The organism is Bartonella sp. AS69XJJH, from assembly GCF_042195585.1.
Lineage (GTDB): Bacteria > Pseudomonadota > Alphaproteobacteria > Rhizobiales > Rhizobiaceae > Bartonella.
Genome location: NZ_JBHIOO010000001.1, coordinates 325,929 through 345,640, shown reverse-complemented (window position 1 = coordinate 345,640; position 19,712 = coordinate 325,929). Strand labels below are relative to the sequence as shown.

At 38.1% G+C, this 19,712-nt stretch carries 5 protein-coding genes and 1 pseudogene; all 6 read right to left on the bottom strand.

Going from position 1 to position 19,712, the window contains the following annotated elements; translation table 11 throughout:
* Positions 1-2,921, bottom strand: a pseudogene (locus ACFIK6_RS01285) (hypothetical protein); the annotation flags it as partial.
* 840 nt (positions 2,922-3,761) lie between these two features.
* Positions 3,762-9,155 carry a Vomp family autotransporter gene (locus ACFIK6_RS01280; protein WP_375641432.1) on the bottom strand — a complete coding sequence of 1,798 codons (5,394 nt, stop codon included), beginning with the start codon at positions 9,153-9,155 and terminating at the stop codon, positions 3,762-3,764.
* A gap of 379 nt (positions 9,156-9,534) precedes the next feature.
* Positions 9,535-9,816, bottom strand: a complete 282-nt coding sequence (locus tag ACFIK6_RS01275) for a hypothetical protein (RefSeq protein WP_375641431.1) — start codon at positions 9,814-9,816, stop codon at positions 9,535-9,537.
* Between the two features lie 77 nt (positions 9,817-9,893).
* Positions 9,894-10,169, bottom strand: coding sequence for a hypothetical protein (locus ACFIK6_RS01270; protein ID WP_375641430.1), 276 nt, complete (start codon positions 10,167-10,169; stop codon positions 9,894-9,896).
* Positions 10,170-10,773: 604 nt separating this feature from the next.
* Complete coding sequence (locus ACFIK6_RS01265) at positions 10,774-16,665, bottom strand: YadA-like family protein (protein WP_375641429.1); 5,892 nt, start codon at positions 16,663-16,665, stop codon at positions 10,774-10,776.
* A gap of 635 nt (positions 16,666-17,300) precedes the next feature.
* On the bottom strand, positions 17,301-19,712 hold a 2,412-nt coding region (locus ACFIK6_RS01260), incomplete at its 5' end, for a Vomp family autotransporter (RefSeq protein ID WP_375677280.1).

Sequence of the window (19,712 nt, the reverse complement as noted above, 5' to 3'; positions counted from 1 at the left end):
TTATCCTTACCTTTACCTAAAGTTACACTCGTGTAATCAATGCCGCCATTATCACCATCTTTTTTATCGTAATGAACAACGGCTGAATCATCAGACTGAAGACTAATGGAAAGATCCTTCAAACCTTTATCAAGCTGGCCTTTGTTAACAGCGTCATTATTCTTCTTTGCTTCCCCAACACCAGAAATTATCCGATCCGCACCGCTTTCATTTGCAATATTGATTTCAGTGCCACCTACTTTTGCACCAATAGTGAGACGACTCGTTGTCTTATCTTGCTGAACAAAGCTCTCACTTTCCACTTTAGTAATCACATTGTTAACCTGTTCAGTCAATTTATTCTGAACATTCGTGATAGAACTTCCAACACCTGCAAGTGCGTCAGCTACATTCGTATAACTCTTGTCAAAAGAAGCACCATTCTCACCAAACTGCTTGATCTTGAAATCTGGTTCTCTCCATATGCCCTCTTTATCATAACCAGCACCACCACCAAAATAGGATGCAAGCATGTTACCCATTGTATAGAGCTGACCACCATTTACTGCATCTGTTGAGTTTTGGGTAATCTCACCACTTTCTAGAAACGTAATTCTACTGTTTTCTTGGGTCCTTACAGCTCTGCCTTTTTCTTCTTTTCTCTTTTCATGACGCGCCACAAAGGCATTGGCTTCATCATTCCATAACAAAGAATCCTGTGCTACTCCTTCAGAAACTTCTTTAATCCGTGCATTCACATTCTTGATATTCTCATCAAGACCTGTAAAAGCACTACCAATATTTTCAAAGGTAGCATTTGCTACCGAACCATTTTTCTCAACCTTCGACAAGCTATAAGTTGGTCCTGTAAACGCACCGCCAACAAATCCTGCATTACCACCTAAGAACTTAGCAATATCACCACCGATTTTATTAATCTGATTACCGGTGATTGCGTCATGCGATTGATCACTAACTGAACCGTCTGCAACATTATGAAGCGCAACGGGTCCGCTATCTTTTTTCCCTAAAGTCACACTATTATAATTAACGCTATTATTTTCATCTGAGTTTTTATCGTAGAGAACCGCAAAAGAATTTGTGGTTTTAATATCCTCAGTTAGAATTGCCAAACCTTCATCAAACTGCTTTTTGTTGATAGCTTCGTTATTCTGCGTGGCTGCCTTTACACCAGAAATTATCCGATCCTCTTGGTCCTTGTTGGCGATATTGATTTCAGCGCCCTCTACCTTTGCACCAATGGTAATACGATTAGTCTCTTTTTCTTGCTGAGCAAGATCATTTTCTGCCGCGCTGTTAATCTCATTATGAATATTCGTGACAGAATTATTCACATTAGTAATCTTCTCTTGTACATCCACAAGAGAAGCATCAACACCTGAAAAAGCAGAACCAACATCGGTATAGGATTTTCCATGAATGGTATAATTAGGTGCCACACCATTCAGCACATCTGCATTACCACCAAAATATTTCGATGTATTCACCACAGCCTTTTCTAAATTGCTCGCTGTGGACGAAAGACTCTCATTGGTTTTGCTTAACTGTGAAAAATTAACTGCATCGTTCGCTCCAGTACCATCCGACACTCCTGTAATCTTTTTACCTCCAGCATCTATCCCAGAAATGATTATTTTCGGACCATTGGCAATCACTAAGCCCATTGCGTCTAAGGTATTTGTACCTGCCTTTACGCTCTCCAGTGTGATATCCTTTGCTAAATCAAATTTTATATTATTGTCATCTTTGCCTTTGCTAATTTGAAGATTTTTACTTGCCGCTGATAAATCGATCTTGCTCTCTATACCAATAGTTGTAGCACCTGCACCACCAACAGACAGCTGCCAACCTTTATCTACGTAATTTTGTAATGACTTTATCTGCGCAACATTTACTGCATCGGAAGGTTCACTACCAGCTGCTACACCTGTAATTTGTCGCGTTTTATTACTGCTGACATCACCAATACTCACTGCACCAGAAGCACTCTTCCATTGGGCTTCAGTACTTTGTGCACTAGCTTTACGATAAGGAGCATAGCCAGAAACACCACCAGCCCTATCAGATACAGAATCGCTTCCTAGAGCAACACCTCCCGCAACCGTCACATTAGAGCTAGCGCCTATAGCAATTCCCTGCAGCGCCTGCTCCTTTGCATATGCATTGTACCCCATAGCAATCGCTTCATTTGCATAACTATGTGCTTTACTACCGAAGGCTATTGAAAAATTACCAAATGAAACTGTTCTCTCTTTTTCATCATAACTATCAGTTAGAGAAGAGCCGATTGCAATGCTATTTTTAGTATTTCTACTACTACCGGCTAAAGCAGTTAAGCCGATTGCAATCCCTTGGTCAGCCTTCGTCTGCGCTACTTGCCCGAAAACAATAGCATCATGCGCTTCTCCCTCAGATCGTACACCATAAACAAGAGGATTACCCAAATTCCCATCCCTAGTCATTTGACCGCCAGTTACAACTCTTGGAGTTAAAGCTGCTCTTGTTATTTTTTTACTTCCAGCATTCATATCAATTGAACGTATTGAATCGCTGGCTTCTACCAAAGCATTCACTATAGGACGCTTATCACTCTTACCAGAAAGGGTTGTGGTTAAAAAATTTGCATAGTCTTCAGAAGCATCAACCTTTTCTAATCCGGCTTTATTGAGTGTTGTTAAATCATTGTCTTTTGAAACAGAAGAAGCATTCAAACCCGCAACAGAGATGATGTTTTGTGGATAAGAGACACCAGCACTTTTTACACCTTCAAGAAATGTGTTTCTAAAATCAGGATTTGCTGAGAAAACAGATGTAACATTCGATAAAAATGTAGCCGCTGTAGCCAACAAAAGAACTTTAACCAAAGAAAAACGAGAACGTTTTAATTCACTCGCAGCTTGTGGGGAATATAATTTTTTCATAACAAACTCTCCAATGAAAAAACTTTAGAAACACCTCCAAAACATAAAAAAGACACATTTTAGCATTATTGACCTCTCTGGAATTTAGAGTAGACGATCATTGCTTAGAGTGTGAACATTTTGAGTCTTTAGTCTTGTTTTGTTTGCGCTCTCTGTATTGAGATCTAAATGTTTGTTTTTTTGATTATGTTTTGTGGACATAAAGATGACACATTTAGAGTCTAAGGGTTTTAGTGTGCTGTTTTTTCCTAACTGAGAAAGAGATCTTGTATATTTAAATTACTTTTTACTTGGTAGTCGTTACTATAAATTCCTTTGAAAAGGGTTTTTACTGTGTGTTTTTCTAATTATAGACTTTATTTTTATTAGAAAGCATGATTTTGTTAATAATAAGTAAAGTAAAGTAAAGTAAAAATAAATTGTAATATGTTTGAAATCTAGATCGCCTCGGATAATCGGGTTTTTAGTTAGGTCTTTTCTTTTTAATATATCATATAATGATATATGCGCGGTCCTGTAATGTACCTTTTATCTTTACGCATTACTTATCCCCCCTTTGAAAGTTATTTTATCAAAATGAGTCTTACTAATATACATTTTCGTAGCACTATAGACTGTTCAAGAAAATAGCAACATAAAAATATGACTTTTTAGCAATATGGATTCTATTGTGATATTTTTGCAATAAAAGTATATAAGGATTTTCTACAACCTAAAAGTTTATAGAGACATCAAATATTATACTTATCTCTAGATAAATACTGTGCGTCTGTAAAAAAAATATCCACCCTTATTTCAATAAATAAGGGCGGATATTTTGTTCTGTTTTCGTTGTTCGTATTATTTTATTTTAAGAGTGATTGCACCACCTATTCCCCAATGACCACCAGCACTCGTGGCAGAGAGATTAGAGCGGATTTTTCCGTTTTCAGATGTATAACCAGCTCCAAAAGCAAATGCGGATTGTCCACGCCATGCCCCGCTACCAAATGAGACACTCAAAGATCCTGGGTCGTCGAAGTAACGTAGGTTAGATACTGCTAGACCAACGGCGGCTGCTTGTCTTGCCTCTTTGCGTACGCTCTTAATGTCATAACTTAAAATATTAAACTTCATATCTGTATATCGGTCAGACCGATTAACGGCATCATCAATGGCATTAATAACAATATTATCTACCCGACTATCCGTATATTTTTTTGCATCATCGAGAACAACCTTCATTTGCTGCTCAGTATAGTCATGCAGTTGCCCGCCATTCACTGCTTCTTTCGAGTCCTTCTCAATACGGCCATCAGCAACATTATCAATTAAAACAGGTTCACTGGGATCTCCACCCGCTAAAGTGATTCTATTGGTCTTATTCCCTTCTGCATCTTTATCATAGTTAACCGCACCATCTGCAACTGAAATTTCAATATCTTGGATATGTTGATGGATATTATCAACCTTGTTTTCAATTGTGTCTACCCTGTTTTCAACTTCTGTGACCTTCTTGTTCGTCTCCCATAGCTGTCCTCCATTTACAACTTCTTTTGAGCCTTTTTCAACTTTACCATCAGCTACATTATCAATCTTACTCGCTTTACCTTTATGACTAGCGTCATACATTCCTTTCTGTTCATTCCAATTTAAACCATTGGACGAGACATTCTTTTCAACATTTTGAATGCGTTTGTTTATCTTGGACATACTCTCACTCACGCCGTCAAAAGCACTGGCAACGTCATGATAGCTCTTCTTCTTACCAGAACTGCCATCAGCATTGAATTGCGCTACGTTGAAAGTAGGAGAATTCCAATCATCGTTTTCATCATATCCAGCACCACCACCAAAATAAGAAGCAAGATGATCACCCATAAAATAAAGCTGCGAACCATTTACAGCATCCATTGAATCATAAGAAATGTCTCCGTCGGCAAGAAACTTAATTTTGCTATTGGACTCTCCATGCCGCGCTACAAATGCCTGCTCTTCCCCGTTCCACAACAAGGCATCTCCTTTAACTTCTTGTGTAATATTATTGATTTGTTGTGTAAAATTATTTGTCACATTCGTTAAATGATCATTCACATTCTTTACATTTGCATCAAGCCCACTCAACGCTTCACCCACATTTTCAAAGATTTTCTGCCCCGCAGAACCATCTGCAGAAACTGTAGATAAATTATACCGTGGTCCTACAAAAGCACCATTCTCGAATGACGCACCACCACCAAAATAATTTGCTATATCTCCGGATATTTTATTAATTTGGTTCCCATTGATTGCATCATGCGATCCTTGTGAAATTATGCCATCTTTGACATTATGAAGAGCAACGGGGCCTTGGTTATCTATCCCACCTAAAGTTACGCTACCATAATTAACGGCACCGTTTTCTTTATCATAAAGAACTGCAGCAGCACTTGTAAGATTAATATCATTAGAAATCTTCTCTATACTTTTATCAAGCTGGGCTTTATTAACAGCTTCATCATTATTAACCGCTGCCTTCACACCGGAAATTGTACGAGCATCACCAGATTTGTTCGCAACATTGATTTCAGTTCCACCTGTTGCTTTACCAATGGTGATAGTATCTGCATCTCCTTCCTGTTTAACAAGGCTATTTTTTGTCGCATTCGTAATCTGATTTTGGATATTCGTGATAGAATTATCAACAGCATTAAAAGTAGATTCAAAATCATTATGTGGTTTGCCCTGAATAGTGTAAGTGGGCGCCTTACCATTAGATACATCTGCACCACCACCAAAATATTGTGATGTATTTTGAGAAATTTTTTCTAGATCTTTCGTAACAGTGATAACATTCTGATTAGTGGCAAAGAGTTGTGAACCATTTACTGCTTCGGTTGAAGCTTCAGAAATATCTCCATTGGCAAGAAACTTAATTTTGCTATTGGTTTTCCCCTCTCCATGCTGTGCCACAAATGCCTGCTCATCACCGTTCCACAACAAGGCGTCCCCTTTAACTTCTTGTGTAATATTGGTGATTTTTTCATTAACATCTTTGACCACATTCGTCAGATGCGTATTCACATTCTTCACATTTGCATCAAGCCCCGTCAAAGCTGAGCCAACGTCAGAGTAGTTAGCTTTTGCTACCTGACCATCTTCAACAATAACAGATAAACTATATTTTGGTCCTTTAAAGGCACCATTCTCGAATGAGGCACCACCACCAAAATAATTTGCTATATCTCCGGATATTTTATTAATTTGGTTCCCATTGATTGCATCATGCGATCCTTGTGAAATTATGCCATCTTTGACATTATGAAGAGCAACGGGGCCTTGGTTATCTATCCCACCTAAAGTTACGCTACCATAATTAACGGCACCGTTTTCTTTATCATAAAGAACTGCAGCAGCACTTGTAAGATTAATATCATTAGAAATCTTCTCTATACTTTTATCAAGCTGGGCTTTATTAACAGCTTCATCATTATTAACCGCTGCCTTCACACCGGAAATTGTACGAGCATCACCAGATTTGTTCGCAACATTGATTTCTATACCACCTGTTTCTTTACCAACAGTGATACGACCTTCATTTTCCTCCTGCTTAACAAGGCTGTTTTTTGCCGCATTTGTAATCTGATTTTGGATATTCGTGATAGAATTATCAACAGCATTAAAAGTAGACTCAAAATTATTATGTGTTTTGCCCTGAATAGTGTAAGTGGGCGCCTTACCGCTAGATACATCTGCACCACCACCAAAATATTGTGATGTATTTTGAGAAATTTTTGCTAGATCATTCGTAACAGTGGTAACATTCTGATTAGTGGCAAAGAGCTGCGAACCATTTACAGCATCCGTTGAGTTAGCAGAAATATCTCCATTGGCAAGAAACTTAATTTTGCTATTGGTTTTTCCCTCTCCATGCTGTGCTACAAATGCCTGCTCATCATTACTCCACAATAGAGAATCTTTAGAAACACCTTCAATTTTCTGAGTAAACTCATTGGCTACGTGTGTTAAGCGGTTATTCACATTGTTGATATTATCATCAAGCCCTGTCAAAGCGTCACCAACATTATTACTGTCCTTAGTTACTGCTACACCATCTTCAGAAATTTGCGACAAATGATAGTGCGGACCGAACAAAATGCCGTCGCTAAATTCCGCATCACCACCAAAAATGCCTGCTACATCTGTGGATATTTTATTAATCTGGCTGCCATTAATTGCATCATTCGACCCTTCTGCAATTGTACCAGCTTGTACATTATGGAGAGCAACTGGTGCCGTAGTCTTATCACCACCCAAAGTCACACTATTATAATCAATGGTGCCATCTGCATCTTTATCATAGAGAACCGAAAAGTTATTTGCTTCTTTAATGACCTTAATACTGTCCGTGATATCTGCAATTTCACCATCAAGTTGTTTTTTATTAACGGCTTCATCATCCTTAACCGCTGCCTTCACACCAGAAATTGTACGAGCATCACCAGACTTGTTTGCAACATTAATCTCTGTGCCTTCTATTTCCTTACCAATGGTGATACGATTTGTCTCTTCTTCTCGCTTAACAAGGCTATTGCTTTTTATGGTGTCAACAACATCTGCAATCTGACCATCGAGCTGTTGTTTATTAACAGCGTCATTATTGTTTACAGCAGCCTTTACACCGGAAATTGTCCTATCTTCACCCGATTTGTTTGCAACATTGATTTCAGAACCACCTGTTGCCATACCAATGGTGATACGACCTTCTTCTCCACCATCTTGCTTAACAAAACTATTTGCTGCTATTTGATCTTTTATCCCTTGTAGCTGCGCAAAATTCACTGCATCAGTATCTGCTTCCCCGTTTGCAACTCCTGTAATCTGCTTATTGCCAGCATCAATACCATCCACAGTTATTTTAGCCCCATCAGCAAACAGAATGCCATCATCACTTATAGAGCTTCTTCCAGCGGTAACTCGCTCCACTATAATATTCTTAGCTAGATCAAATTTTACATTATTGTCTTCCGCACCTTTTGTAATCGTAAGGTTGTTACTTGCAGCTGACAAATCTACAGTATCTTTTATACCAACGGCTTTAGCATTTTCACCCCCAACAGACAGCTGCCAACCTTGATCTACATATGATTGTAATGATTTTAGCTGTGCAACATTAACGGCATCAGAGTCGCCACTACCAGCTGCCACTCCTACAATCTGGCGCGTTTTTTGCGATTTAACATCACCAACACTCACCGCACCTAGTGTGCTTGCCCATATCATGCTGTCATCTTCTGACGAGCTTTTAGTTAAAGGATTATAACCAACCTTGCCAGCAGCAACATCAGCCACAGACTCGCTCCCAATCGCAACACCTAAATTTACCGTCGCTTTTGCATAAGCACCCAAAGCTACAGATTCCCCACTTTCGGCCTTAGCACGACGTCCAATAGCAATTGATTCTTCCCCCGTCGCTATTGTACGCCCCTCAGAAGGGATCGGGTTACTACCTTGTCTACCTTCACTACCTATTGCAATACTTTTTTCGCCTACAGCATACGCCAAATGACCTACAGCAACAGTAAAGCTATTATCCACCTGTGCACCATAACCAACAGCAACCACATCGGAAGCATTGACTATTATTTTGGAACCAAGAGCAGTAATATCACTATTATTATGGAGTTTGTCGTCCTTTTTTATATTATTACCAAATATGACATTAGTACCTGCTACGTCACGTTGCAGTCCTGTATCGCGCTGCATTTTAGCCATAGAGTCATTGCGCGAAGGATTCAATGCATCAATAATTGCTGTATTCTCACCATGCTGTGAACTGATGATCAATTTTTTATATTGCCCGCCTGTATCTAATGTTCTTTCCAATGAGTTTTTGCCATCTGCCCTCAAAACATTCATAATAGGATCATCATTACTTATATCAGAAAGGGTTTTGGTTAAAAAATTTGCATAGTCATCAGAAGCGTCAACTTTTGGCATCATTGCCACATTCAATGCTGTTAAATAATTTTCCTTATCACCATCATAGTAATCATACGCAGAGACAATGCTTTGCGGATAAACCACAGCAGCATTCTTTACACTTTCTAGAGATGCTTTTGTTAGACCAATATTTGCTGAAAAAACAGGAGAAGCATTCGATAAAAATAAGGCTACCGCAGTTCCCAACGAAGCCACTTTAAACAATGATGATCGATGATGTGAACGAGAAAAACTCAAATCACGCAGATTTTGTGTAGTATATAATTTTTTCATAAAAACCCCCTTCATAATAATAGATTAAAAACACAAAAAAGGTGCGCTCTAGAGCTCTAAAGCTTTCTTATTTCCCTTGTGTGTTCCTGCTTTTACAGCGTGTTTTAGGACATAAATAAAATTAAGACATAAACTGTTGTTTCTACAGTGTCTTTAGAGGGTAATTAGGGGCAGGTTCGTGAAAGTCAATTTAAGGAAGGTAAAAAAATACTTAATATTAGAATTGATTTCATTTTTCTATCAAAGGTTGTGTGTCGTTTTTAGCTTTGACCTCTTTGAAAAAGGTATAATTTTGTACCTATTGATCACCTGCTTAGGCGCCAGTTTATTTTCGTGAATAAGATTTTTATTTCATGAGAGGATTTATGAAAGCTTTTTACTAAAATGCCTCATCTATATCCTTACTAATGGTAATGTGTCTCGTTGCTGTATCCTGTTTTACAAAAACACTCACTGCTACTTGTTCTTTTATTCCCTTCAGTTGTGAAAAATTCACTGCATCAGTATTGCTAGTTCCTTCTGCAACATTTGTTACTTGTTTACTTGCCGCATTAATACTACCGGTGGTTATTTGCGAGTCATCAGTAATTACTAAGCCTGTTGCATCTACTTTTGTTTTTGCTCCTAATGTTATGCTTTTCAATGCTATATCATTAGCCAACTAAATATGAGCTTATTTTCATCGTCCTCATCTCTTTTAACCCTGAAGTTACTTCCCCCAGATGAAAAATGCATGTACTATCTAGCACCCACATCTTTAGCTGCCTCACCAGCAATAGGCTGTTTCCAACCTTTTTTTCTTACGACTTCTTCTAAATCCTGCAACTGTCTAAGGTTCACTGCATCGGTAAGTTTGCTACCAGCTGCTACGCCTATAATTTGTTGCATTATATTCTTACTAGGAACACCAATACTCACTGCATCTTTCGTACTTTTCCATTGAGATTTGGTGTTTTTAGCCGATCCTTGCAGAAGAGACGTATACCCAAAAACGCCAGCAGCCCTACCGGACACAGAGTTGTTCCCGATAGCCCCCCATCAACCCTCACGTTAGAATAGGAACCTAAAGCAATACTTCCAACCCCATTTGCTTTTTATACTCGCAATTAGGTTAAAACACTTTGTAGAAATTAAAATTTACTATGAAGCTACAAAAAAGGAAACTGATTAAAAAACATAATATTTTGAATTATTCTCTATGCTCAAGGTAATTTGTCATTAAAAAACAAAACTTTCAATGAAAAATTCTAATGATATCAACATAAAGCATACGTTTAAAACTATACGAAAATAAAAGCTAAAACTGTCTTCTTTTAATAAAAGGCATATTCGTATTTACATTACTTTAGGCATTTTAATAAATCAAAACAATATGATAGAGCAATAAGCTCATTACCTAATTATCAAATAAAAATAGCAATCAATTTTTTGAATCTTTACCACTAAGATCTTTTATTCTCAACAAAAGTTGTCATAGGCTTTTTATATTCGTATTTTATATAATTACGGGAGTTTCATACATTTAGAATAGCTTTAGAGAGCTCTGGAAGAAAGTAAAAAATTTGCCTTTTTCTTAAATAAGAAAAAGGCAAATCAATTTTATGGATTTAGTCATTTATTAGTTGAGTATCCAATTAACCCCTGTACTTATACCCCAGTGACCTCCAGAAGTGGTAATTGACAAGTTAGAACCAATATCACCGTTCTCTGAAGTATAACCTGCACCAAAAGCAAAAGCAGATTGACTACGCCATAAACCACTACCAAATGCAATTGTTAATTTTCCAGGAATATCACTATAGCGTAAACCAGCTACCGCTAAACCAACAGCTGCTGCTTGCCTTGCCTCTTTTCGAACATCCTCAACAGCATAACTTAATGTCGAAAACTTCATATCCGTATACGAATTAGCCTCACTAACTCCATCTTTTACAAGGTGAGAAACTTTCTCATCCGTATACTTATTGGCACTTTCAAGCACAAAATCCATCTTATCTTTTAATTGACCGCCATTAACCGCTTCTTTCGAATCCTTTTCAATCTTTCCATCCGCTACATTGTCTATTAATACTGGAGAACTGTCATCTCCACCAACTAATGTAACTTTATTGGTCTTTTTGCCCGTTTTTTTATCTTTATCATATTGTACAGATCCCTCCGTAACTTTATTTTCAATATCCTTGACCTGATCTGTAATCATCTGCTGGGTTTCCCAAAGCTGACCTCCATTCACAGCTTCTTTTGAATCTTTGTCTACCTTGCCGTTCTCTACATTAATAATCTTACTTGGACTCTTAACGCCCTGACTATCAACGTGAGATGCATCATAGCTTCCTTTTTCTTCATTCCAATTCAGACTATTCGAAGAAGCATCCTTTTCAACTTCTTTTATACGATCATTGATAGTGCTCATGCTGTCATTAACAACATCAAATGCTTCAGAGACACTATTACGCTCCTCTTTATCACCTTTCGTACCATCCTTATTAAAGACCTGAACGTGGAATTTGGGGCCTTGCCAACTTCCATCCTTATCATAACCAGCTCCTCCTCCAAAATATGAGGCAAATGTCTGTTGAATAGTATAAATCTGACCACCATTAATCGCATCCGTCGAATCTTTTAATATCTCTCCTTCCGCAAGGAACGTGATCTTACTGTTTTCCTTTTTACCTTCTTTCTCATGCTGTGCTACAAACGCACCTGCATCATCACTCCACAACAACGCATTTTGCTCAATGTTGTCTGAAATCTCATTATGAAGATTCTTGACGACCTTATTTACACCGGCAAACGCGGCCGCAATGCTATCATAATCCTCCTCTTCAAAGCTTCCATCTTCTTGGAAAGTCATTATCTTGAAACCTGGAAGAACCCAGCCATCACCATTATACTTAGCATCACCACCAAAATACTTTGCTAGCGACTGATTCAGATCATAAATCTGCCCGCCATTAACCGCATCACTCGAGCCTGACACTATAGAGCCAGCCGCAAGCGATGTGATCTTGCTGGCTCTTCTGTCCTCGCCTTCCCCATGCAGAGCGACAAAAGCTTTATCACCATCGCTCCAAGATAAAGAATCTTGTGCAACTCCTTCTGAGACTTCCTTAATACGATCGTTAACAGTCTTGATATTCTCATCAAGTCCTTTAAAGGCAGAACCAATATCGGTATGCGGTTTATCTGTTACTTCACCATTTTTATCAATACTAGATAAATTATAAGTTGGCCCTTTAAAAGCACCATCCTTAAATTCAGCATCTCCACCCAAGAATTTTGCTACATCCGTTGAAAGGATATGAACCTGTCCTCCATTGATAACATCCGTTGAGTTCTCCGCAATCAATCCTGCGGCTACATTATGCAGTGCAACAGGTGTAGCATCCTTCCCTTTACCAAAAGTCACATTTGTATAATCAATTTGATCATCTGTTGTTTTATCGTAAAGAACAACAGAAGAACTATCAGACAGAAGGGTATCAGAAAGATCCTTCAAACCTTTATCCAATTGTTCTTTGTTCACAGCTTCATTGTTTTTTTCTGCCGCCTTCACACCAGAAAGGGTTCGATCCTTACCACTCTTGTTTGCGATATTGATTTCACTACCTTCTACTCCTTTACCAATGTTGATAACATCTTCATTTTTCGTAACAAGCAGATTACTGATTACATCGCTGATCGCATTTTGAACCTTTGTGAAAAGTTGACCCACACCTGAAAATGCATCTGATACATTCTTATAGCTTGATTCAGCTTCAGTGCCATCATCATTGATAGTTTTGAGCTTAAAATCAGGAACTTTCAATTCCCCATCCTTATATTCCGCGTCATCAGAAAAATATTTTGCAACCTTATCGCCCAGTGAATAAAGTTGAGAACCATTTACTGCATCCGTCGATTCTTTCGTAATATCTCCTACAGCAAGCGATGTGATTTTGCTTGCTTTTCTGTCATCACCTGCCCCATGCTGGGCGACAAAAGCTTTGTCGCTATCGCTCCAAGATAAAGAATCTTGTGCAACTCCCTCTGAGACTTCCTTAATGCGAGCGTTCACATTCTTGATATTGTCATCAAGTCCTTTAAAGGCAGAACCAACATCGCTATGTGGTTTATCTGTTACTTCACCTTTTTCATCAATATTCGATAATTTATACTCTGGTCCTTTAAAGTTTTTACCATCAAAGGATACATCTCCCCCTAAAATTTTTGATAAATCCTCAGTGACTGTATGAAGCTGATCGCCATTAATCGCATCACTCGAAGCTGATATTATAGAACCAGCGGCAAGCGATGTGATCTTGCTGTTTTCCTTTTCTCCATCTTTTTCCCCATGCTTAGCTACAAAGGATTGTGCTTTATCATCCCACAACAAAGCATCGCCTTGGACAGATTCTGTGATATTCGTGACTTCTTCTTTAAAGTCATTAACGATATTCTGCACATTCTTATTCACACTCTGGAAATTCTTATCAATTCCGTCAAAGGCTTCCGCTACATTATTGTAGCTTTTTTCCTCAACTTCATTATTCTCTGAATTGAAAATTTTGAGCTTGAAGGTTGGTTTGTTCAATACGCCATTCTCATACGTAGCATCCCCACCAAAATATTCCGCGACTTTATCGCCCAGCGCATAAAGCTGAGAACCTGTTATAGTTTCGTGTGAATCTTTCTCTACCTTACCATCAGCGACATTAACAATCTTGCTCGCATCCTTCTCACCATGAGCAGCATTGTAGGCACCACCATCACCTACACTGCCATCCCAATTTAGACTATTCGAAGAGATGTCCTTTTCAACTTCCTTTATACGCGCATTCACATTCTTGATATTGTCATCAAGTCCTTTAAAGGCAGAACCAACATTGGTATGAGATTTATCTGTTACCTCACCGTTTTCATCAATATTCGATAATTTATACTCTGGTCCTTTAAAGTTTTTACCATCAAAGGATACATCGCCACCTAAAATCTTCGATAAATCATCTGTGAGGGTATGAAGCTGACCACCATTAACGGCATCTGTCGAACTTGCGCTAAGATCTCCACCTGCAAGACCTGTTATTTTTTTACCTGCAGCATCAATACCATCCGCTATTACTTTTGGGCCATTTTCAATGGTTAAGCCCGTTGTATCTAAAGTGACGTCTTTTAATTTTACACTGTTCAATGTGACATCTTGTGCCAAATCGAATGTTATTTCTTTGCTTATACTGTCTTTTTTATCGCTACTTTTAATCTTTAAATTATCACTTCCAGAAGCCAAATTTAACTTATCGCCCGGCTGAAAGTCTGAAACAGCCTTATCATTAAGAGAAAGTGTCCACCCTTGTGCTACAAATTCTCTTAATTTTTTTAGCTGCGCAATGTTGACGGCATCAGTGTCCGCATAACCAGCTGCCACACCTGTAAGCTGTCGTGTTATCTTATTCGGAGTATCACCAACACTAAAAGCTCCTTGAGTGCTCTTCCATATCACACCATCATCTGCTGACTTGCCATCTATGGAAGGATCATAGCCAACAGCAGACGCTGAGTTACGAGAAAAAGATTTATAACCTACAGCAACACCACCAGTAACATCAGCTTGTACTTGTGCATTTAAGCCCAATGCAATACTATTTTCAGCAGATGCACTTGAAAGTCCACCTAATGCAATACTATTTTCAGCAGATGCCGCTGAAAAACCACCTAACGCAATACTATTTTCACCAGATGCATTTGAAAGCTTACCTAGCGCAATTCCTGCATCCCCTTTTGTCTTGGATCCAATACCTATAGCAATACTTCCTTGCCCACTTTCTTCCTCACTGGCGGCAATTTTAATACTTTCCAATTCGGCATTCCATTTAAAGACACTATCATCAGCGGCTTTTTTAATTTCATTGTGAAGATTTACATAAGACTTACCCACACCCTCAAAGGCTTTTGCTACATTCGAAAAACTTTCTTCTTCAATCTCATTCTTCTCGGGATTGAACGTTTTGATTGTGAACTTTGGATCATCCCATTGGCCATTCGTAAATTTAACACCACCGCCTAAATATCCAGCTATATGGGTAGCTACAACATTCAACTGACTACCATTTACCGCGTCTTGTGAATCTGCACTAAGATCACCAGATGCAATACTCATTACCCTTTTATTTCCAGCATCAATACCAGAAGTGGTTATTTTCGGACCATCAGTAATTACCAGACCTGTTGCGTCTAAGGTATTTGTACCTGCTTTTAAGCTTGTTAACGTAACATCTTGAGCCAGATCAAATTTTAGCTTATTGTCATCTTCGCCCTTTGTAATATTCAAGTTGGCACTTCCAGCAGAAAAATCTACTCCGCTATCCATAAGAACAGTTGTAGCATTTTTATCTCCAACAGAGAGTTTCCAACCGTTTTGTCTTACAACTTGTTCTAAGTCCTTCAACTGCCTAAGGTTCACTGCATCGGTAACATTAGAACCAGCTGCTACACCTGTAATTTGTCTGGTTATACCCTTACTATAATCACCAACACTCACTGCGCCCCGCGTACTTTTCCATTGCACCTCGGTGTTTTGTGCAGGACCCTGCAACAAAGAAGTGTAGCCAAACTCACCAGCAACCCTATCGGATACAGAATCGCTTCCTAAAGCAACGCCCCCTGCCGCCTTCACCTGCGTTTTAAAGCCTAAAGCTGTACCGGACTCTTCCTCCACCCGTACAAAACGACCAACAGCAACCGCATCATTCTTTAGTGACACGATATCTGCACCAACAGCAACGGATCCACCTCTATGGATCTCCGATTTAGAACCTATGATAACAGATGCCGCTAGCTTTTTATCTTTTTCATCTAATACCGCCTGTGCTTTATAACCAAGAACAACACTGTCCGTGGTTTGCGCATTAACCTCTTCACCAAAAATGACATTATGTCCTGATACATCACGCTGTACTTCTCCACTACGTGTCATGCTTGCAATGTGATCTTTTCGCGAGAAATCAGATGCATCAATAGCCACTCTATCCTGTCCACTTTGAGTGACAGATCGAGTTGTAGAGCGACTGTCCATAAAAAACTGTGGATCGACGATAAATTTCTTATATTGGTCTTCTGAACTTAATGTGTTTTTTGATAATTTATTGCTATCGATTTTTAAAGTATTCGCAAGAGAATTCTTGTTACCTACCTCGGTAAGGGTTCTGGTTAAAAAATTTTTGTAGCCGCTTAAAGCATTAACTTGTGATGTCCGTGCTGTGTGCAACATTCTTATATAATTATTTTTTGACCCATTGAAAGAACCCAAATTACTTCTAGATTCATCGTAAACAGAGATAACACTTTGTGGATATATCCCAGCAGTGTTCCTTATGTTTGCAGAAATTCCTTCTCCTGAATCAAGCTCTTTCGAAAGAGCAGGAGAAATACTGGATAAAAGTGCCGCTATTGAAGTCAAAGATAGAACTTTAATAAAAGGAAAACGGGAAAATTTTAAATCACTTCCTGCTAATTTTGTATATAATTTTTTCATAATGAACTCCCCAATGAAAGAAATAACTATAAACACAAAAAAGACACATTTAAACGCTACGAAGTTCTCTAAAATTTGCTTTTCTAAACTTCAAAAATTTAGTACCTGACTGAAAAGATAGAGAGGTTGTGTTTTTAGGTTTTATGGTTAACGTATTTTGCTCTTGTACATTTCCTAAGAAAGTAAATTTTTTTAAAGTGGTGATTGGTTTTTTTTAACCTTTAAACTCATTGGTTGTTTTTTGCAAGGGGGAGAGTTAGGGGAGTATAGTGTTTTTATAACTTCTTCCAGTAAAGTTGAAATGCATTTGGATGTATATGTTTGTCTTACTCGAAAGTTTTGTAATAGATTTTTAGAGAGTGAAAGGTTTTTTTATCTGTAGATTGCTACAGATTTTTTAAATTTAAAAATTAAAAAAGAAAATGATGAACTTATAATTTATGAAAAAACTCATTATATTATTTTGAAATAAGAAGTTTACTTTGTTGAAAGTGTATAGGTTTTTTCTGTTTTTTAAATCTGTATTTATCGTTATAGCGCTTATCAATTTATATATTTTTTACATATGTAAAAACAATTCACCCCTGCCTCATGAGACAGGGGTAAAAAGAAGTTTTTATGTATTTTGTTTATTATCAATTCAATGTCATATTGAATCCCGCACCTACACCCCAGTGACCTCCAGAAGTTGTTGCGGATATGTTAGAACGGTATTTTCCATTTTCTGAGGTGTAACCTGCACCAAATGCAAATGCAGACTGACTACGCCATAAACCAGTACCAAATCCAACGCTTAATTTTCCAGGTGTATCATTGTAGCGTAAGTTAGACACCGCAAGACCAATAGCCGCTGCTTGTCTTGCCTCTTTTTTCACACTCTCAATACTGTAGTTTAAAACGTTAAACTTCATATCTGTATATTGGTTAGCCCGATCAACAGCTTCATCAATCGCATCAATCCTGATATTGTTTATCTTTTGATCTGTATAGTGCTTCGATTCATCGAGAACAATTTTCATCTGTTCTTTAGTATAGTCATGGAGCTGACCACCATTTACAGCTTCTTTCGAACCTTTTTCAATTTTACCATCAGCTACATTATCAATCATAACAGGTTCACTAGGATCACCACCCGCTAATGTGATTTTATTGGTTTTTTTGCCGTTTTCATCTCTGTCATAACGAACAGCGTCCTCAGCAATATCGTTAACTGTGTTTTCAATATGGAAAACCGTTTCAGCAACATCGGTAACTGTAGTGGAAATATTGTCGACTCTGTTGGTAAGATGCTTCACATCTTTTTCAACACCCGTGACACGTTCATTGGTTTCCCAAAGTTGTCCACCATTAACCGCATCTTTCGAACCTTCTACAATTTTACCATCAGCTACATTGATAATTTTACTCGGCTTACCATCACGATTAGCATCATAGGCTTTTTCTTTATCATTCCACTTTAAAGCATCTGTATCGACCTTGTTGATGACATCATCAATACGGTTATTAATATTTGACATCCCATTATTAATATCACCAAAAGCATCAGCGACATTATGGTGCTCTTTCTCAACAGTCGTACCATCAGCATTGACTTGAACAATCTTAAAAGTAGGATCTGTCCATCTGCCATTCTCATATTTGGCACCGCCACCGAAATAATTAGCAAGCTGGTTGCTCATGGAATAAAGCTGGTTACCCGTAATGGCATCCGTCGAACCTTTAGCAATCTCACCATCTAAAAGATACTTCAATTTGCTCTTTGTCTTCTTGCCATCTTTTTCATGACGTGCCACAAATGCTTCTTCTTCATCGTCCCACAGTAAAGCATCTTTAGAGAAATTTTCAATTTGCTGATTAAACTCATTGGATACATTTGTTAAGCGCTGATTCACATCTTGAACATTTTTATCAAGACCTGTTAAAGCTGAACCAACGTCATAAAAATTAGCCTTTCCTACCTTACCATCTACAATAGCCGATAAAGTATATTTAAGCCCTTCAAAAGCACCGTTAATAAACTTTGCACCACCGCCAAAAAACTTTGCAATATCTGCTGATATTTTATTAATCTGACTACCATTGATTGCATCGTGGGAATTTTCATCAATGCTACCATCTTTTATACCAGAAAGTGTTCTCTCTTGATTATTTTTATTTGCAATACTTATTTCTGTACCACCTGTATCCTTACCTATGGTAATAAGCGCTGACTCATTTTCTTGCTTAACAAGGCTATTTTCTGTTATATCAGAGATTTGATTGTGAATATTTGTGAAAGTATTGTTCACACCTTCAAAAGCATCAGCAACATTTGAGTAAGGCTGCTTAGAGGAAGTTCCATCATTCTTGAATTGGATAACATTGAAAGTAGGAGGGTACCAATTACCATCTTCACCATATCCCGCGCCACCACCGAAATAAGAAGCAACGTCCTTCATTGCAAGGTCTAAATGATGATTAACATGCCTGATATTTGTATCAAGTCCCGACAAAGCCGATCCAACATCATTATGTTCCTTCTGTTTTACCTGACCCTTTTCATCAATAGTAGTTAAATTATATCTTGGTTTTCTAAAGACTCCATTTTCGAATGAGGCATTACCACCCAAAAACTGTGCAATATCTCCAGATACCTTATTAATCTGGCTACCATTTACAGCTTCTGTTGAATCTTCAGAAATTGCACCATCTTTGACGCTTGTAATGATCCGCCCTCCATCAGTACCTGCGATATCAATTTTCGTACCACTTTTTTCCTTACCAATGGTGATAAGTTTCTGTCCTTCGTCCCATTTTACGATACTATCGCCTGTCACTTCTTTTATTTTCTCTTCTACTTTTCTCAACTGAGTAAGATTAACTGCATCATCATCATTAGTTCCCGCTAGCACTCCCGTAATCTTTTTATCACCAGCATAAATACCCCCAGTAGTCATATTAGGACCACCAGTAATCACGAAGCCATTATCGCTTACATTCGCCTTACCTGCTATTACACGTTTAACTCTGACAATATCATTCAAATCAAACTTTACAGTATTGTCATC